The following is a 16,462-nucleotide window of genomic DNA, read 5'->3' on the forward strand; positions in this document are numbered from 1 at the left end:
TCGCGTCCCGGGATCTCATCGGTGCCGCGCGACCAGCTTCTGGGTCTCGCGGCGGAAGACCTGATTGGCGACCTCGTTGCGCCCCAGCACCATTCGGCCCGCGCTCGCGCTGACCATGCCGCGCTGGGAATCGCGCAACAGCGGGAAGTCCTCGGCGTGCAGCACATCCAGCAGGATCTGCCAGTTCTTGGCCCACAACCGGTTCCAGCGCTCCTCGGTGAGCCCGGTCTGCTCGACCGGCGGCACGATCAGCCGCATCTCCATCCGGGAGCGCTGCGGGTCGGCCGGATGCGGGCGGAAGGTCAAGAGCTGGAAGTGATCCGGCTGCCGCAGCAGCGTGCTGTTGGGCAACAGGAAGTGTGTCTCGGTGACATCGCCGGCCAGGCTGTGGTCGCCGGGATCCTCCTCGATCCACCGGTCGATGGACTTGCGCGGCGCGATGAACCGGCAGTGCCGGCCGAAGTCGTCGAAGGCCATCACGTTGGTGTGGATGTGCTTGGCCGCGGTGTTCGGGTGCGCGTACTGGATGTGATAGCCGTCGAGGAAGGCGTCCTGCATGATCTTCCAGTTCACCGGCTCGTCGAAGCCCTCGGACTGCACGCAGATCTTCGGCCCGAGATCGTAGGAGGTGAGGATCGCGTCCATCTCGGGGCCGAGCCACCCGGCGACGTCGATCTCCGAGCCGGCGTCGTCCACGACCCATACGAAGCCGTGCCGCTCCTCGGTGGGCAGTTCCACCAGGCCCATCGTCGAGCGGTCCGGTTCGCCGAAGGTGTTGTCCCGGGTGATGGTTCGCAGGCTGCCGTCCAGATCGTAGGACCACCGGTGGTACGGGCAGGAGAACAACCGGCAGCGGCCGCGGTCCTCCTTCTCCAGCAGCGCGCCGCGGTGCCGGCATAGATTGACGAAGGTCTTCACCCCGCCGTCGCGCTGGCGCACCACGATCACGTTGTTGCGCGGTAGCTGGAGGGTGAAGAAGTCTCCGGCGCGGGGGATCTCGGAGCCGTGCGCGACGATCGAGGGGACCCGGCCGAAGATCAGATCGCGTTCCCGTTGTGCCACAGCGGGATCGGTGAACTCGCTCGGCGCGAACCAGGTGATCTCGTCGAACTCGTCGGTGGTGTCGTTGCGCAGATGCGTGAGCGCGCGGCGGATACGTTCCTCGCGGGGAGCCCCGACCTCGGTCATGGCATGCCTCCAAGTGTTGCGCCTCGGCCCGGCGGTCGATCCGGGCGGCTGGTCATATCAGCCTGAGCTGTTCGTATACTCTCATAAATCTAACCCATGTAGATTTATGTGTAAACCGGGAAGGCGGGGGCGATGATTCGGCACGAGTGGCGCGACGAGCTGACCGGCGACGAGTTCGCCGCGGTCCGGGAGCTGGTCGTGACGGCCGCGGCATACGACGCGGACGCGGGATTCGCCGTGCTCGACGGTGACGGGATCCGGGCAGCGCCGCCCGGTCGCCGGGTGTGGCATCTGCCGGTGACGGCCCGGGAGCGGCTGGGCGGTCCGGGCGCGCCGTGGGTGCACGTCGCCCATCTGCGCCTGGTCGTGGACGCCGACGGACAGGGCACCGTCGGTTATACGGTGCATCCGGAGTACCGCTCGCGCGGGATCACCACCCTGCTCGTCGAGGAACTCGGGCTGGACATCGCCGGACCGGCCGGGTGGTGCGGCACCGGCGCGACCGCGTTGCGGTGCTGGGCCTACGGCACCCATCCGGCCGCGCAGCGGCTGACCCGGCGGTTCGGCATCCGGCCCGCCGCGCGGTTGTGGACGCTGCTACGTCCGCTGACCGGGCCGTTCGCGGCGCCGCTGGACGATCTGCCGGTGCCGGACGGGTTCGTCGTGGCCCCGGCCGACACCGGCGACACCGCGCGGATCGAGGCCCTCGCCGCCCGCTCGGTGACCGGCGTGCACGCCGAACGGTTCGCCGCGGACTTCGCCGATCGGCACGGGCGGATACTGCTCGCCACCCGCGACGGCCGGGATGCGGGATTCGCCTGGTTCGATCCCGGACCGGCTCCGCACGCGGAATGGACGGCGGGCCGGATCAAGGCGCTGATGGTCGCCCCGGCGGCGCGGGGGCTCGGGCTGGGTTCGGCGCTGCTGACCCGCGCGCTGCACGAGGTCGCGGCCGGTGGCGCGCAGGTCGCGCTGCTGCGGGTCGACCCGGACGAGCGCGCCGCGGTCCGGATGTGCCGCCTGCGATCCTTCGAACAGGAACAGGCGCACACCTGCTACGACATCGGGAAGTGGGCCACCCCGCCGGAGTTCGCGAGCGCGTGACGGCGCTCAGCCGGCCGGCGCCACCGCCGGCTCGTCCCGCACGACACCGTGCAGGAAACTCCGAATCATCTCCTCGTACAACCGTTTCGACGAACGGTCGTTGGCCGCGAGCGCCCCGGTCAGCGCCGGCTCGGAGGCCGCGTCGACGTTCGGGAAGATCGTGGCGCGACCGCTGGGTGAGCGGACGGCCTCGGTGAGCACCGCCCCGAGCGTCAGGCGTTCCATGCCGTCCAGGATCTGGATGTGCAGGTGCGCGGGCACCTCCGACGCGGCCAGGAACTGGGCGGCGTCCTCGTAGCGGCGCAGCAGCACGGTGCGCGGCAGCGCCTGGAGCAGCACCGGCGCCGCCCGGCGGTGCCGCAGCACCCCCTGCCGGAAGTTCAGGCCCAGCGTCACGAAGTACTCCGGCCAGTCCGGGCCCGGTTTGCGGCGCGGCAGCGAGACGTCACCGATCACCTGCAGCGCGATCGCGGACATCAGTTCCGCCTTGTCCGCGAAGTGGTAGTACAGCGACGGCGCCTGCACACCGAGATGTTTGGCCAGGCGCGGAACGCTGAAGGATTCCAGGCCCTCGGCGTCGATGATCTCCAATGCCGCTGCGACGGCGGCGGATCGGCTGATCAAGGGTTTCGACGGTCGCGGCATGACTCGCTCTCGGTGGGGTCCGTGGCTCGGGCGGGAAATCTACTGTGATTCGGTAATTCTATCGGCCGCCCCGCTCGCGCCGCGGTGTGGCGGGCCGGGTGTCGCAGCCCGGCCCGCGATCCCGGCCGCGTGGCGGCCCGCAGTCCGGCCGTTTGTCCCCGACCGACATCCGTCGGCGGCACAGTGTGACCGAAAACCACTGTGCCACAGCCATTCGAGGAGTCACTGTTGCGGGCGATTAATCTAATGACATAAGGTTTAAGGCAGCGGGGCGGATCGTGAGAGGAAACTTCATGGGTGGTTCCGGTGGGCCGGTCACACGCCCGATGCGGGTGGACGCCAAGACGGAGGTGGCCCGGGACGTCGTCGCCGTGCGGCTGGCCGAGCCCGACGGCGGCCCGGTGCCGCGGTGGACGCCGGGCGCGCACATCGACCTCGTCCTCGACACCGATCTGGTCCGGCAGTACTCGCTGTGCGGCGACCCCGCCGACGACCGGCACCTGACCGTGGCCGTGCTGCGGGAGGCCACGGGCCGGGGCGGCTCGATCCGCGTGCACGACAAACTCGAGGAGGGCGATCTCGTCGAGGTGGGCGGGCCGCGCAACGCCTTCGCGCTCACCCCCGCGCCCGGCTATCTGTTCGTGGCCGGCGGCATCGGGATCACGCCCCTGGTGCCGATGGCCGCGGCCGTCGCCGCGTCCGGCGTGCCCTGGCGGCTGCTCTACGGCGGCCGGACCCGCGCGAGCATGGCATTCGCCGGCGAACTGCTCGCCGCGCATCCCGGCCGGGTCGACATCCGGCCCGAGGACGTCCACGGCCTGCTCGATCTCGACGCCGCGCTGGACGCGGCCGTGACCGGCACCGCGGTGTACTGCTGCGGCCCCGAACCGCTGTTGTGGGCCGTCGAGGCGGCGGTGCGCGAGCGCGCCGGTCTGGACCTGCACGTGGAACGCTTCGCCCCCAAGGCGGCGGTCGCGGCGGCGAGCGGGGAGTTCGAGGTCGAACTGGCCCGCTCGGGCCGGGTGATCACCGTGCCGGCCACCGTCTCGCTACTGGACGCGCTGACCGGTGCGGGCGTCCCCGCCGCATTCTCCTGCCGGGAGGGAACCTGTGGCACCTGCGAGGTCGCCGTGCTCGCGGGCACTCCCGATCACCGCGACTCGGTGCTCACCGCGGACGAACGGGCCGCCGGTGATGTCGTCATGCCCTGCGTCTCGCGCTGCCTCGGTGCGAGGCTGGTGCTGGACCTCTGACTCGCTTAAACTACGATCATTAGATAAATGGTGATGGGCGTCACGCCCCGCGCGATCTTCCGGCAACGCCGGATTCGACAAGGAAGTTGAGGAAAGATGGCTGCGACAATCGGTTCCGCCCTGAGCTGGTGGGCCCGGGTGAAGGGGGATCGGGTCGCGCTCGTCGTGGACGGCGAGGAGCTGACCTACCGCGAGCTGCAGGACCGGTCGAGCCGGGTCGCGCGCGCCCTGGTGGACCGCGGTGTCACCCCCGGCGACCGGGTCGGCGTCCTCGGCCCCAACTCGCTGGTCTGGCCGGTCGTCGCGCTGGGGGTGATGAAGGCGGGCGCGGCACTGGTCCCGCTGAACCCGCGGCTGCGCCCGGCCGAACTGCGCAAGGTACTCGACGACGCCGGCTCCCGCCTGGTGATCCTGCCGCCCGGATTCGACGAGGTGGCCGACGGGACACTCGCGCTCGGCGACGCGTTCGACCGGATCGAGTTCGCCGAACTGGTCGACCCCGCCGCGACCGGCGCCGACGACTTCCGCGTCGACATCGACCCCGACGCCCCGGCCGCGCTGCTGTTCACCAGTGGATCGACCGGACTGTCGAAGGGCGTCGTCTGTACCAACCGCACGCTGCTCAGCATCGTGTTCGAGGCGTCGCTGGTGGAGGAGGGCCTCTATCCCGGCACGACCTCGCTGCTGGTGCTGCCGCTGGTGTTCACGCCGGGACTGGTGTGGGGTCTGCTGATGTCGGTGGTCCTCGGCGGCACGCTCGTGATCGAGCCGGAGTTCGTCCCCGGCCGGGCCGCGCGGCTGCTGGCCGAACGCCGGGTGCGCGCCGTGTTCGGCGTCCCCCTGGTATTCGAATCCATCTCGCGCACACCGGAATTCGCGGAGGCCGACCTGAGTTCGCTGCGCACCGCGATCGTCGGCGGCGCCGCGGTCCCGGCCGCACTGCTGCGCCGCTGGGCCGACAAGGGCGTGGCGCTGCGGCAGATCTACGGCATGACCGAGGCCGGCGGCGTCGCCACCGCGACGCTGGTCGACGAGGCCGCCGACTATCCGGCGTGGTGCGGATCGGGCTCGATCTTCACCGAGCTGAAGGTGATGCGCGCCGACGGCAGCACCGCCGACCCGGGGGAGGAGGGCGAGATCCTGCTGCGCGGCCCCGGCGTCACACCCGGCTACTGGAACGACCCCGACTCCACCGCGAGCGCCTTCGCCGACGGCTGGCTGCGCAGCGGCGACCTCGGCCGACAGGACGCCGAGGGCCGGTTGCAGTTCGTCGACCGCCTCAAGGATCTGATCATCACCGGCGGCATCAACATCTCCCCGGTGGAGCTGGAACGAGTGATCGGCCAGCTCGACGGCGTGGAGGAGGTCGCGGTGATCGCCGCCCGCGACGACCGCTTCGGCGAAACCCCCGCCGCCATCGTGAAGGTGTCCGGCGATGTGGACGAGGCCCGCATCATCGACCACTGCAACGCCTTGGTCGCCGACTACAAGGTGCCCCGCTACGTGGTCCTGCGCGACGAACCCCTGCCCCGGCTGCCCAGCGGCAAGCTCGCGAAGACCGCGATCCGCGCCGAATACCGTGACGTGGCAGACCGTTTCGAGAAGTTGCGGTGAGCCCGGTGACACAGCCTGTGGACGATCCGGTGGTGCTGTTCGAGCGTGTCGGCGAGGTCGCGGTGTTGCGCCTGCATCGGCCGGATCGGTTGAACGCATTCACCGTACGGATGCGCAGGGAGTTGGAGGCGGCGTTCGATCGGTGTGACGCCGATGACGAGGTGCGGGCGGTGGTGTTGACCGGTTCCGGTCGTGCTTATTGTGCGGGTGCGGATCTGGGTGCCGGTGGGGAGACTTTCGTCGCGGAGCCGGTCGACGGCGGGGTGCCGCCGGACGAGGGTGGGTTGGCGTCGTTGCGGATCTTCCGGTCGACGAAGCCGGTGGTGGTGGCGGTCAATGGTCCCGCGGTGGGGGTGGGGGTGACCAGTACCTTGCCCGCCGATGTCCGGATCGCTTCGGAGACGGCGCGTTTCGGGTTCGTGTTCACGCGGCGTGGTTTGGTGCCGGAGGCGTGTTCGTCGTGGTTTCTGCCGCGGATCGTGGGTATCGCCACGGCGTTGGAGTGGACGTTGAGTGGCCGGTTGATCGATGCGGAGGAGGCGTTGGCGAAAGGTCTTGTGCGGGAGGTGGTTCCGCAGGAGAGGGTGGTGGAGCGGGGGATCGAGTTGGCGTGTGGTCTGGTGTCGGGGACCGCGCCGGTGTCGGTGGCGTTGACGCGTCGGATGTTGTGGTCGATGCTCGGGGCGGAGGGTCCGGAGGTTGCGCATCTGGTGGAGTCGCGGGGGATCTATGAGCGTGGTCGTTCGGCGGATATTCGTGAGGGTGTGGAGGCGTTTCTGGCGAAGCGGGAGCCGCACTTCGTCGACCGGGTTTCCGACGGACTACCGGACCTGTTCGGGCAGTAGACCTATTCTGCGGCAGTCCGTTACGGATGTCCCGGCCCGTCAGGCCGGTGCCTGCCCGCCGGTTCGCTTGTCCGGCAGCACATTCAGGATGGGGTCGTAGACCCAGTTCAGCATGTGCTCGGCGTCGGCGGCCGCGACGGCGCCGCTGTCCGGTGAACTGTGCAGCACCACACCGATCAACGGCAGTCCCGCCCGGACGGTCTCGAACAACAGGCAGGTCCCCGCCGCATCGGTGGACCCGGTCTTGATACCCACCGAACCGGGATATTCGTGCAGCAGCCGGTTGGTCGTCCACCAATCGTGCTCGCGGTTACCCGGTCCCGCCGCGAGGTGATAGTTCTGCGACCCGACGATGTCGCGGAACACCGGCTGGCTCATCGCCCGCATGCCGAGTTTCACCAGATCCGACGCCGTGGAGTACGTGGAGTAGTCGGTGGGATCGGGCAGTCCGCTGGGATCGCTGAAATGCGTACCCGCCATACCCAATCGGCGCGCGGTGTCGTTCATCTTGGCGATGAATCCGGCCTGGCCGGGCCCGTACTCCTCGGCCAGCGCGTAGGCGGCATCGCAACCGGACGGCAGCAACATCGCGTACAGCAACTGCCGCGCGGTGAGGGTCTCACCGGGAACGAGATCCGCGGTGCTGGCACCGTATTCGCGATCGTAGGCGACGATGCCCTCCGGCACTCCCACGGTCCGATCGAGATCACCGGCCTCGATCACGACCAGCGCCGTCATCACCTTCGTGATACTGGCGATCGGCACCGGAGTATCGGACTCCCGCGACCACAGCACCGTACCGGTGATCCCGTCCGCCAACTCCGCCTCCGCCGCCTGCACCCCGTCCGGCTCGGCGGACGGCCAGAACGGCAACTGATCGTGGGAGACGCTCACCGTGGGAGCGGCCGCGGCGGCATGGCCGGCCATCACCACCAGCATCCCGGTGACGGCAGCCTGCAACAATCGGGCAAATGGTCGCATGGCGACATTGTGCAGCCGGACCCCACCGAAGTCCGGGATTTCCCCCTCGGCGTCGTGACCCTGTCGTCACCGTCGCCGAGCGGCGGGGAGGTCGGCGGCGCTACCCACTCCGGGCCGGTTCGGGCTGGTGGCCGAGGTCGGGGCGGATCGTCACGTTGAAGGCGCCGCCGATGGTGGCGCGGCAGTCCACGAAGGCGGCGACGACCCTCCCGGCACGGTTGCGGTGGAGAACCGCCACGACGCCGGTCAGCCGTTCCGCCCCGGTCTGGTGCGGGGCCGCGCCCCGGCCGTATTCACCTTCCCACCAGGCGATCTCGTCACCGACCGCGAGACGCTCGAATTTATCGCACATACGTTCGATTTTGCCATGGATGTGTCCGGGCGGCATTCGGTGGGCCGGTCGTGCCGCCGACCGGTGGACTCGCATTGCCGGGTTCATGCTGAGAGGACTCTCAGCGGGTTTCGTGCATGCTGTGGCGAGACGATCGAAGAGATCGTTTTCCACGTCGAGAGGACATGTCGCATGGAAGCCGGGCTGCACCGGATCGGGAACAAGCTGCCGCAGATCACCGCGCTGTACTGGGTGCTGAAGATCGCGGCGACCACACTCGGCGAGACCGGCGGCGACATGTTGTCGCAGACGCTGCAGCTGGGGTACGCGGCCGCGACCACGTTGCTCCTGGCGATCCTGGTGGTGTCCCTGGCCGCGCAGTTACGGGCGCGCAGTTTCCATCCCGCGCTGTACTGGCTGGTGATCGCGGCGACGAGTACCGCGGGCACCACCATCTCGGACCTGGTGAATCGTGGTCCGGGCAGCGGTACCTCGACCGACGGCGGCCTCGGTTACGCATGGGGTGCGGCCCTGCTGATCTCGCTGCTCGCGGCGGTGTTCGTGGTCTGGCGGTTCACCGGGGAGACCTACGACGTCACCGGTATCCGGACCCGGCGTGGCGAGTTGCTGTACTGGGCGGCGATCCTGTTGTCGAACACCCTGGGTACGTCGCTGGGCGATTTCCTGTCCGACGATTCCGGGCTCGGCTACGGCGGCAGCGCGCTGCTGATCGGGGCGCTGATGGTGGTGATCCTGATCGCGCACTATCGGACCCGGATCTCCGGGGTGCTGCTGTTCTGGTTCGCGTTCGTCCTGACCCGGCCGCTGGGTGCCAGCGTCGGCGATTTCCTGTCCAAGCCGCAGGCCAAGGGCGGGCTCGGCCTGGGTACCTACGGCACGTCGGCGGTGCTGTTCCTGATCCTGGCGGCCGGTGTGGCCTACACGATCGTGCGCTTCCGGCGGACGCGGACGGCGGAGGTCCCGGAGCCGGTTCTCGACAACGCCTGATCGGTGCCCGGTGGGGTCACCGCGGCGCCTCGCGGGGGCCCGTCCCGGCCAGTCGCGCGGACACGCCGTCGAGGAAGATCTCCACGCCGTGCGCGAAGACCCGGTCCGCCGGTGCGGCGACATAGTCGGCACCGGCGGTGCGCAGGGCGGTGAAGCGGTCGTCGGGTAGGTCGTCCAGGAGTTCGGCGAATCCGGCGGACCGGGTCGCGCCGTGCGCGTCCCGGCCGACGGCGCTGCGCTGGATGTCGGCGCCGCCGGCGACGAGTTGGATCATCGCGGTGGTGGTGTACGCGGCCTGCTCCGGGTCGAGTCCGGCCTCGAGGAACAGTTCCAGGGCGGCGTCGATGAGGCGCAGGGTGTTGGGTCCGTAGCCGGCCGTGTTGCGGGCCGCCGACGCCGGCAACGGCTGCGACAGCATGACCCGCCGCATCTCGTGCATCAGCGCCTCGACGTCGGCGCGCCAGCCGTGACCGGTGCGCACGATGCGGATGTCGCCCATCACGTGATCGGCGATCAGCGCGATCAGCTCCTCGCGCCCGGCTATGTGGCGGTACAGCGAGGCGCTGCGGGTGTCCAGCCGCTCGGCGACCGCGCGCACGGTGAGCGCGTCGACCCCGCCCTCGCGGAGCAGCTCCAGGCTCGCCTCGATGATCCGCGCGGTGGACAGTCCGCCCGCGCGCGGCCGCCGCCGATGTCCGGTCGCGGACCGGTCGGCCCACCAGCGGGCCGAACCCGGCTCGGCCTGCACCGTATCGATCGGCACATCCGTGTCGTCGGCGAGTTCCGGGGACGGGGTCTCGACCTGCGCGACCGCACGGCGCCGGCGTCCGGAATCTGGCGTGTCGTGCATAGCGCTCCGTTCTCGCGCACCTGGTTCATGCGATCAGGGATCGCATAATACCGGTCGGCACGCACCGGCAATGTGTCCATTCGGTACCGCTACCGCCCGGCAACGGCCATACTGTCCACGCTCGTGGTGAGCTCGCTCGCGAACAATCGCTCTACCGTCATCGACCCGTCGAAATGAGGTAGCCGAATTGCTCTGTGCCACATCATCTGTCGGAAAGACGTTATGCCATTGGGGTTTCGGGGCGATCGTCACGCTCGCGGTGGCATCGTGTTCGAGCTCGCACGCCGCCTCGACATCCCCGGGAAGCCTCGATCCGGAATTCGGGTCGGCCGGGATGGTGGCGACGGATCTGGGATCTCAGGCCGACCGTGCGCGCGCGGAGGCGGTTGCGCCCGACGGCAGGATCGTCGTCGTGGGATCGACGCTGGACCCCGCGCAGGGCGACAACTTCGCGGTGGTCCGGTACGGCCGTGACGGGCAGCTGGACGCCGGATTCGGTTCCGGTGGAAAGGTATTCACCGATTTCGGCGGTAAGGCCGATGTCGCCGCGGCGGTCGCGCTCGAACCGGACGGCCGGATCGTGGTCGCCGGTACCAGCCACGGCACGGATACCGGCGACAACATCGCGGTCGCCCGGTACACCCGCAACGGTGCGCTGGATCCGTCGTTCGGTGACGGCGGCCGGGTGTCCACCGATCTGGGTACCAGGGCCGATCGGGCCGATGCGGTCGCGATCCAGCCGGACGGCAAGATCGTGGTGGCCGGCTCGACCCATGATCCGGATCCGGCGCAGGGCGACAACTTCGTCGTCGTCCGATACGGCAGCGACGGGCAACTGGATGCCGGATTCGGTTCCGGCGGAACGGTATCCACCGATTTCGGCGGTAAGGCCGATGTCGCCGCGGCGGTCGCGCTCGAACCGGACGGCCGGATCGTCGTCGCGGGAACCAGTCACGGCACCGATACCGGTGACAACATCGCGATCGCCCGGTACACGGGTAACGGTGTGCTGGATCCGTCGTTCGGTGACGGCGGCCGGGTGTCGACCGATCTGGGTACCCGGGCCGATCATGCGAACGCCGTCGCGATCCAACCGGACGGCAGGGTCGTGATCGCCGGCTCGACCCACGATCCGGCGCAGGGGGACAATTTCGTTCTCGTGCGCTACGGCGCGGATGGTAAGCAGGACAACAGTTTTGGTACCGGTGGCAAGGTGACGACCGATTTCGGTGGTAAGGCCGACGTGGCCTACGGGCTCGCGGTGACCGCGGACGGCAGGCTCGTCGCGGCGGGCACCAGCACCGGGACCTCGACCGGTGACAACATCGCCGTCGCCCGCTACACCGCGGACGGTAGGCCGGACACCAAGTTCGGCACCGGTGGCAAGGTGTCCACCGACCTGGGTACCCGGGCCGCCCACGGCACCGCGGTCGCGGTGCAGCCGGACGGCGGGATCCTGGTGGCCGGTACCACCGCCGACCGGGCGCAGGGCGAGAACTTCTTGCTGGTCCGCTACGCCGGATAGATGCGAAACCCGTTGCCGCAGTGTCTCGTCCGAGCCGGACCGAACTGTTGCAACGGGTTTCCCGGCCGTTTCGCCGAAGCCGGTTCCGCGGATCAGCGGGTGGTGACCCGGGTGGGGAGGGAGGCGAAGCCGCGGTTGTTCGAGGAATGGATCCGCTTCGAGCCGGCGGTGTCGACCTCGTAATCGGCGACCACATCGACGATCTCGCGCAGAGCCACCCGCAGTTCCAGCAGTCCGAGGTTCGCGCCGAGGCAGTGATGGCGGCCGCTGCCGAAGGACAGGGATGCGCTGGTGTCGCGGTCCAGGTCGAAGGTGTCCGGGTTCTCGAAGACCTCCGGATCCCGGTTCGCGGAACCGGAGATCAGCATCACCCGCTGCCCGGCGGGGATCGTCACCCCGTGCAACCGGACCTCCTCGGTGGTGGTGCGGAGCTGGGTCTGCGAGGCGGGATCGAAGCGCATGGATTCGCCGATCCAGTCCTCGATCCGCCCGCCGAACGCGGCGCGGCGCTGATCCGGATGCTGCGCCGCCGCGTTCCAGGCGTTGCCGAGGGTCAGCATCGCCGTCTCGATACCCGCGCCGACCAGCAGGATCAGTACCCCGACGATCTCCTCGGGAGTGAGCCGGTCGTCGCCGTCGGCCGCGTCCAGCAGTGCGGACAGCAGATCGTCGCGGCGCTGCTTGTGACGTTCGGCGGTCAGCTCGCTGTAGTAGCCGATGAGGGCGCCGATCGCCTGCACCGCCTCGGGCCGCAGATCGGTGGATTCCTCGTCGGAATACATGATCTCCATGCCGAGCGTGCGGATCATGCCGCGGTCGGCCTCGGGAACGCCGACCAGCTCCGAGATGACATCGGTCGGGAACGGGCCCGCGAAATCGGTCATCAGGTCGAAGCTTCCGGCCTCGACCAGCGGCGCCAGCAGTGCGCGGGCCATCTCGTGCAGCCGGGGTTCCAGCGCCTGCACCCGGTGCGCGGTGAAGGCCCGCGTCACGAGTCCGCGCATGCGCGTGTGCTTCGGCGGGTCCATGGCGACGAAGGAGAAGAACTGCTCGGCCTGCGGACCCCAGAACGCCGGTTCCAGCCGCAGCCCGTTCCGGCTCGAGAAGGTACTCGAATCCCGCAGTGCCGCACGCACATCCGCGTGCCGGGACAAGGCCCAGAAGTCGTCGGTGTCGTTGCGGAAAACGGGCGCCTGCTCGCGCAGCCGAGCGTAATAGGGGTACGGGTCGTTGTGTACGTCGAAGTCGTAGGGACTGTAACGCAATTGCATGCAGAACCTTTCGAGACGGCGCCACACCGCGGTCGCGTCGTGGGCTTGGCCTGATCGACCCTAGACGAGAATCGCCCCGGGCCGCTCGCTGTCCGGCGGCCGAAGTCGGCCCCGGGTCAGGGTTTACGCGCGACCGCACCCAGCATGGACACGGCCTCCGGCCGCGGATGCGCGCTCCAGGTGTCCGGCCGCCACGACAGGATCGACCCGATTCCGGGTGGCTGCATTTCCAATCCTTCGAAGAACCGGCCGAATTCGGCGGTGGATCGGAGCCGGAACGGAATCCCGCTGCGCTGGTTGGCCGCATCGCTCTCGGCCAGATCCTCCACGCTCAGATGATCGTTGGTGGCATGTGACACAACGAGATAACTGCCCGGCGCCAGCGCGTCGACCAACTGCCGCACCAGATCGTAGGGATGCTGATCGTCGGTGATGAAATGCAGAACCGCCACGAGCATCAGCGCCACCGGCCGGCTCAGATCCAGCACCGACGTCACCTCCGGATCGGCGAGGATCGCCGCCGGATCCCGGAGGTCGGCCTGCAGATAGGCGGTACGGCCGGGAGAACTGCTGTGCAACAGCGTCTTCGCGTGAATCGCCACGATCGGATCGTTGTCGACGTACACGACCCGCGATTCCGGCGCGATCGCCTGCGCGATCTCGTGCACATTGCCCACCGTGGGCAGCCCGGCGCCGATGTCGAGGTACTGCCGGACACCCGCGTCCCGGGCCAGATAGGCCACGACCCGCCGCAGGAACGCCCGATTCGCCACCGCGGCGCACTGCACCGGCGGGTACCCCTCGGCCACCGCCCGCGCCGATTCCCGGTCGGCCTCGAAATTGTCCTTCCCACCCAGCCAATAGTCGTACCGCCGGGCCGGATGCGGCACGGAGATGTCGATACCCGGTGGTGGCTGCTCGGATTCCACAGGCTCTCGCTTTCGTTCCGATGACTTGCCGATCTCGGCCCCTGCCATCCTGACAGTACGGAAGACGCTCCGGCAACGCGCCGGGAGACCCCACCCCCCGCCCCGAACACCTTGTGCAGCAACCGACTCGGCGGCGCGGGCAAGTGCCGTCGACGGCGGGTGGTGGCGGCGTCGAGGAAGTGGTCGAGTTCGGCCTGCAGCCAGTGCCCGCCGGTCGCCGTGGACCACCTCGGCGACACCTTCCCCTGTGGCACCGGCAGATTCGACCGGATACCGCCGATCTGGAGGCCGCTGGGCCCCTTCGAATCCGGCACCGAGGTGTTCGTGGCCGAAGCGACGTGCCATGACGGAACGTCGGCCGTGCTGAAGCTGCTCATTCCTCGTCAGACAGTTGCTCGGCCTTGCCGATGAGCTCGCCCGCTCAACCGATCCCGTCTGAGCTGTCGGTGGATCTCGGGACCAGCGCTCCCGGCCCGGTTTTCGCGGCCGGGAGCATCGAATCCCGAGCGGCCTCAACCGTTGATCTTCACCATGGTCAGCACGACGGTGTCGTCCGGATCCGCAGGGGTGCCGATGCCGGGCTCGATGGACTTCACGGTCCAGTTCGATGCCAGAATCACCATTCTCACGCCGGGTGTTCCGGATGCGTAACTGACGTGCTTGAAGCCGAGCTTCTTCAGTTCGTCGGAAGCGATGGCGCCGTTCTTGCCGATCACGTCGGGGATGGTGAGCTGAACGGGTGCGGCGGCGACGGTGATGGCTAGCGGGACCGACGGTGCTGCGACCAGCGCGTTGACGCTGGGTGCGACTGCGGCGGGCGCGGGGGCCGGTGTGGAGTCGGCGACGGTGGCCGGTCCGCATCCGGCGGTGAGGGCCACGGCGGCGGAAGCGAGGACGGTGGTGAGGATGCGCATGAAATTCCTGGTGTTCGACGGTTGCTGATGGTGCTGTTCCCCCCGGCAGGAACTGCGTAGGACATTTTGCCGTGCGGTTGCCGATATCTGCTGGCTAATGAGAAACGAAACCCGCCAGCCTGTTTCACGCGGGTGCGCTACGGAAACGCGCTGATCGCCGAGTTGTAGCCGCCGTATGACATCCGTTGTCACGTTGATGTTCGCTGGACTGCGGCTGGAACAGCTGGTGTTGGAAGGGATTCGCGAATTCTTCTGCACCTGTGGCGAATTGGGCGGTGGCCAGGGTGGGGCTCAGTCCAGGATCAGGCGGGTGGCGTTTTCGATGACCTGGGCTCGGGTGCCGGTCGGGTGGTCGGCGGCGATCAGGTGGTCGGCGATGACCAGGGAGAAGAGGAGTAGGCTGCGGGCTTCGACATCTTGGGGGTCGTCGCTGATCGTGCCGATGAGGTTGCGTAGGTAGTCCATTCGGCGGTTGTCCACTCGTACCAGGCGGGCGGCTACGGCCGGGTCGCGGCGGGCCCATTCTCTTACGGCGAGGTCGATGCGTAGCAGGTCCTTCGAGAAGGTCAGGCGGCCGGCTCGGCGGACCTTGGTCGCGGCGTCGCCGCCCTCCTGCTCGACGCGCTCGCGGACCTCGTCGATACCGCGGCGTTCCCAGGCGTCCAGGACGGCGTCCAGCAGCATCTGGCGGCCGGTGAATTGGCGATAGAACCCGCCTCTGGTCACGCCGAGTTCGGCGGCGAGAAGTTCGACGCGGATGGCGTCGGCGCCGGACTCGGACAGGGTCGCCAGAGCTGCGTCGATCCAGGCTTGGCGAGAGGTTCGCACCGGTGGCGCCATCGACAGTCAACCAATCAGTCGCAGGGCTCTTGATTACATCATTCGTCATAGATACAGTACTGTTCTGTATCTATTGTCGGCGGCTTGCTGCCGGTTCTTCGGTGCAATCGAGTGCTGGGAGTTCCATGACGGGTCAGGGTGTGGGTGGGCCGGGGGGCGGCCGTTCGTCGAACGTCGATGCGCTGGAGGTCGATGCCGGGATCACGGCCTTCAGTACCTTGGGTGACATTCGGTACAGCGATGCGCATCTGCTGCGGACCGACCGGGTTGCCGATCGATCGGCCGAGCAGTGGGCCCGTGCGATTCTCGAGGAGGTGCCCGGTGATGTGCGGGCCGGGCTGGAGCGTGCGTGGGGGTCGATCGGTTTGCAGCGCTCGGCATTCGGCGCCGATCGATCCGTCGCGGGCTGGCCGATCGCATATTCCTGCCCCGAATATGTTCTGCTGCAAGCCGTGTCCAGCTACGGGTTCGATGGGCAGTTGCTGTTCCGTTGTGGTGAAAGTGGCGTGCTGGTCGCGACTTTCGTGCAATTCCGTGAGGACGGCGCGCGAGCCTTCTGGGAGCGGGCGGTGGCCGGACATCTCCGGTTCGTCCGGTCGTTGCTGGAGGCTCGGGCCGGATAGTTGCCGGACGAGCCTCGGGGGTCAGATCGGCCGGGGTTCGGTTTCCGGAGTTGCGGGGAGGCGGACCGTTTGGCCGTAGGCGTGGACGAAACGGTCGAACAGCGCCAGGAGGCGCTCGCGTTCGGTGTCGTCCAATTCGGCGAGTGCGACGTCGTAGCAGTGCAGCATGGCGTGGACGGCCTGTTCGAATTGTTCCATGCCGGTGGGTGTGGCATCGATCAGGTGGGCGTTTGCGCCGTCCTCCCGGTAGCGGCGCAGCAGGCCCGTTGCCAGGGCCGCGTTGACCTGCCGGTTGACCGTCGAGCGTTCCAGGCCGAGTTCGTCGGCGATGGCGCGCAGTGTGCGCGGTATCCGGTCGTTGAACAGCCACAACAGGCGCAGGTCGGCGGTGCCGAGGGGGGAGTTCTGCTCCTGGAGTCTGCGGTGGCGATCCAGGAGGGACAGAGTTGCCGCCAGGTATCTGCTGTCTGTCGTCCCGGCGTCCATTGCGGAAGTTCTGTCCATGATCGTCGCCCTCGTCGCTCGCGTCGTTGCGGATGTG

Annotated in this window: 17 protein-coding genes; 7 read left to right on the plus strand and 10 right to left on the minus strand. The window is 68.6% G+C overall.

What is annotated here, in order from left to right:
- Nucleotides 1-15: 15 nt before the first annotated feature.
- A complete protein-coding gene (locus G361_RS0101575) occupies nucleotides 16-1,188 on the minus strand; it encodes an aromatic ring-hydroxylating dioxygenase subunit alpha (protein ID WP_019925288.1) in 1,173 nt (390 codons plus the stop codon).
- 132 nt (nucleotides 1,189-1,320) lie between these two features.
- On the opposite strand from G361_RS0101575, the gene G361_RS0101580 reads away from it, so the two are divergent.
- Nucleotides 1,321-2,292, plus strand: coding sequence for a GNAT family N-acetyltransferase (locus G361_RS0101580; RefSeq protein ID WP_019925289.1), 972 nt, complete (start codon nucleotides 1,321-1,323; stop codon nucleotides 2,290-2,292).
- 6 nt (nucleotides 2,293-2,298) lie between these two features.
- On the opposite strand, the gene G361_RS0101585 is transcribed toward G361_RS0101580, so the two are convergent.
- On the minus strand, nucleotides 2,299-2,937 hold the full coding sequence (locus G361_RS0101585) for a TetR family transcriptional regulator (RefSeq protein WP_026342584.1): 639 nt from the start codon (nucleotides 2,935-2,937) through the stop codon (nucleotides 2,299-2,301).
- Between the two features lie 293 nt (nucleotides 2,938-3,230).
- Between G361_RS0101585 and G361_RS0101590 the strand changes: the two genes are divergently transcribed.
- The 3 genes from G361_RS0101590 (at nucleotide 3,231) to G361_RS0101600 (ending at nucleotide 6,649) form a co-directional block, all read left to right on the plus strand.
- A complete protein-coding gene (locus tag G361_RS0101590) occupies nucleotides 3,231-4,190 on the plus strand; it encodes a PDR/VanB family oxidoreductase (RefSeq protein WP_026342585.1) in 960 nt (319 codons plus the stop codon).
- 96 nt (nucleotides 4,191-4,286) lie between these two features.
- Nucleotides 4,287-5,804 carry a class I adenylate-forming enzyme family protein gene (locus G361_RS0101595; RefSeq protein WP_019925292.1) on the plus strand — a complete coding sequence of 506 codons (1,518 nt, stop codon included), beginning with the start codon at nucleotides 4,287-4,289 and terminating at the stop codon, nucleotides 5,802-5,804.
- A gap of 5 nt (nucleotides 5,805-5,809) precedes the next feature.
- The gene (locus G361_RS0101600; RefSeq protein WP_026342586.1) at nucleotides 5,810-6,649 is read left to right on the plus strand and encodes an enoyl-CoA hydratase-related protein; all 840 of its coding nucleotides are present in this window, start codon (nucleotides 5,810-5,812) and stop codon (nucleotides 6,647-6,649) included.
- Between the two features lie 39 nt (nucleotides 6,650-6,688).
- Here the strand turns inward: G361_RS0101600 and G361_RS0101605 are convergent, their stop codons facing one another.
- Both G361_RS0101605 and G361_RS0101610 read right to left on the minus strand, forming a co-directional pair.
- Nucleotides 6,689-7,630: a D-alanyl-D-alanine carboxypeptidase family protein gene (locus G361_RS0101605; protein WP_063711793.1), complete on the minus strand. Its 942-nt coding sequence runs from the start codon at nucleotides 7,628-7,630 to the stop codon at nucleotides 6,689-6,691.
- 100 nt (nucleotides 7,631-7,730) lie between these two features.
- The gene (locus G361_RS0101610; protein WP_019925295.1) at nucleotides 7,731-7,982 is read right to left on the minus strand and encodes a hypothetical protein; all 252 of its coding nucleotides are present in this window, start codon (nucleotides 7,980-7,982) and stop codon (nucleotides 7,731-7,733) included.
- A gap of 171 nt (nucleotides 7,983-8,153) precedes the next feature.
- Between G361_RS0101610 and G361_RS0101615 the strand changes: the two genes are divergently transcribed.
- Nucleotides 8,154-8,969 carry a hypothetical protein gene (locus tag G361_RS0101615; RefSeq protein WP_019925296.1) on the plus strand — a complete coding sequence of 272 codons (816 nt, stop codon included), beginning with the start codon at nucleotides 8,154-8,156 and terminating at the stop codon, nucleotides 8,967-8,969.
- A 16-nt stretch (nucleotides 8,970-8,985) separates the two neighbouring features.
- On the opposite strand, the gene G361_RS0101620 is transcribed toward G361_RS0101615, so the two are convergent.
- On the minus strand, nucleotides 8,986-9,819 hold the full coding sequence (locus G361_RS0101620; RefSeq protein WP_019925297.1) for a TetR/AcrR family transcriptional regulator: 834 nt from the start codon (nucleotides 9,817-9,819) through the stop codon (nucleotides 8,986-8,988).
- A 334-nt stretch (nucleotides 9,820-10,153) separates the two neighbouring features.
- Here G361_RS0101620 and G361_RS41840 point away from each other — a divergent pair, with 334 nt between their 5' ends.
- Nucleotides 10,154-11,344, plus strand: coding sequence for a hypothetical protein (locus G361_RS41840; RefSeq protein ID WP_019925299.1), 1,191 nt, complete (start codon nucleotides 10,154-10,156; stop codon nucleotides 11,342-11,344).
- A gap of 92 nt (nucleotides 11,345-11,436) precedes the next feature.
- Here G361_RS41840 and G361_RS0101635 read toward each other — a convergent pair whose 3' ends face one another.
- From G361_RS0101635 to G361_RS0101650, 4 genes are all read right to left on the minus strand, one after another.
- On the minus strand, nucleotides 11,437-12,615 hold the full coding sequence (locus tag G361_RS0101635) for a cytochrome P450 (RefSeq protein WP_019925300.1): 1,179 nt from the start codon (nucleotides 12,613-12,615) through the stop codon (nucleotides 11,437-11,439).
- A 116-nt stretch (nucleotides 12,616-12,731) separates the two neighbouring features.
- On the minus strand, nucleotides 12,732-13,544 hold the full coding sequence (locus G361_RS0101640) for an SAM-dependent methyltransferase (protein WP_019925301.1): 813 nt from the start codon (nucleotides 13,542-13,544) through the stop codon (nucleotides 12,732-12,734).
- A 512-nt stretch (nucleotides 13,545-14,056) separates the two neighbouring features.
- Nucleotides 14,057-14,458, minus strand: a complete 402-nt coding sequence (locus tag G361_RS0101645; RefSeq protein ID WP_019925302.1) for a PASTA domain-containing protein — start codon at nucleotides 14,456-14,458, stop codon at nucleotides 14,057-14,059.
- Nucleotides 14,459-14,749: 291 nt separating this feature from the next.
- Entirely contained in the window at nucleotides 14,750-15,298 is a 549-nt protein-coding gene (locus G361_RS0101650) for a TetR/AcrR family transcriptional regulator (RefSeq protein ID WP_026342587.1), read from the minus strand.
- A gap of 125 nt (nucleotides 15,299-15,423) precedes the next feature.
- Here G361_RS0101650 and G361_RS0101655 point away from each other — a divergent pair, with 125 nt between their 5' ends.
- Nucleotides 15,424-15,921 carry a hypothetical protein gene (locus G361_RS0101655; protein WP_052172609.1) on the plus strand — a complete coding sequence of 166 codons (498 nt, stop codon included), beginning with the start codon at nucleotides 15,424-15,426 and terminating at the stop codon, nucleotides 15,919-15,921.
- Between the two features lie 21 nt (nucleotides 15,922-15,942).
- Here the strand turns inward: G361_RS0101655 and G361_RS41845 are convergent, their stop codons facing one another.
- Nucleotides 15,943-16,425, minus strand: coding sequence for a MarR family winged helix-turn-helix transcriptional regulator (locus tag G361_RS41845; protein WP_231386751.1), 483 nt, complete (start codon nucleotides 16,423-16,425; stop codon nucleotides 15,943-15,945).
- Between the last annotated feature and the right edge of the window lie 37 nt (nucleotides 16,426-16,462).

Origin of the sequence: Nocardia sp. BMG111209 (assembly GCF_000381925.1) — a bacterium.
In the GTDB taxonomy this organism is placed as follows: Bacteria; Actinomycetota; Actinomycetes; order Mycobacteriales; family Mycobacteriaceae; genus Nocardia.

Coding starts and splice junctions, on each gene's coding strand:
- G361_RS0101575 (WP_019925288.1), bottom strand. CDS start 1,188: ATGACCGAGGTCGGGGCTCCCCGCGAGGAACGTATCCGCCGCGCGCTC.
- G361_RS0101580 (WP_019925289.1), top strand. CDS start 1,321: ATGATTCGGCACGAGTGGCGCGACGAGCTGACCGGCGACGAGTTCGCC.
- G361_RS0101585 (WP_026342584.1), bottom strand. CDS start 2,937: ATGCCGCGACCGTCGAAACCCTTGATCAGCCGATCCGCCGCCGTCGCA.
- G361_RS0101590 (WP_026342585.1), top strand. CDS start 3,231: ATGGGTGGTTCCGGTGGGCCGGTCACACGCCCGATGCGGGTGGACGCC.
- G361_RS0101595 (WP_019925292.1), top strand. CDS start 4,287: ATGGCTGCGACAATCGGTTCCGCCCTGAGCTGGTGGGCCCGGGTGAAG.
- G361_RS0101605 (WP_063711793.1), bottom strand. CDS start 7,630: ATGCGACCATTTGCCCGATTGTTGCAGGCTGCCGTCACCGGGATGCTG.
- G361_RS0101610 (WP_019925295.1), bottom strand. CDS start 7,982: ATGTGCGATAAATTCGAGCGTCTCGCGGTCGGTGACGAGATCGCCTGG.
- G361_RS0101615 (WP_019925296.1), top strand. CDS start 8,154: ATGGAAGCCGGGCTGCACCGGATCGGGAACAAGCTGCCGCAGATCACC.
- G361_RS0101620 (WP_019925297.1), bottom strand. CDS start 9,819: ATGCACGACACGCCAGATTCCGGACGCCGGCGCCGTGCGGTCGCGCAG.
- G361_RS41840 (WP_019925299.1), top strand. CDS start 10,154: ATGGTGGCGACGGATCTGGGATCTCAGGCCGACCGTGCGCGCGCGGAG.
- G361_RS0101635 (WP_019925300.1), bottom strand. CDS start 12,615: ATGCAATTGCGTTACAGTCCCTACGACTTCGACGTACACAACGACCCG.
- G361_RS0101645 (WP_019925302.1), bottom strand. CDS start 14,458: ATGCGCATCCTCACCACCGTCCTCGCTTCCGCCGCCGTGGCCCTCACC.
- G361_RS0101650 (WP_026342587.1), bottom strand. CDS start 15,298: ATGGCGCCACCGGTGCGAACCTCTCGCCAAGCCTGGATCGACGCAGCT.
- G361_RS0101655 (WP_052172609.1), top strand. CDS start 15,424: ATGACGGGTCAGGGTGTGGGTGGGCCGGGGGGCGGCCGTTCGTCGAAC.
- G361_RS41845 (WP_231386751.1), bottom strand. CDS start 16,425: ATGGACAGAACTTCCGCAATGGACGCCGGGACGACAGACAGCAGATAC.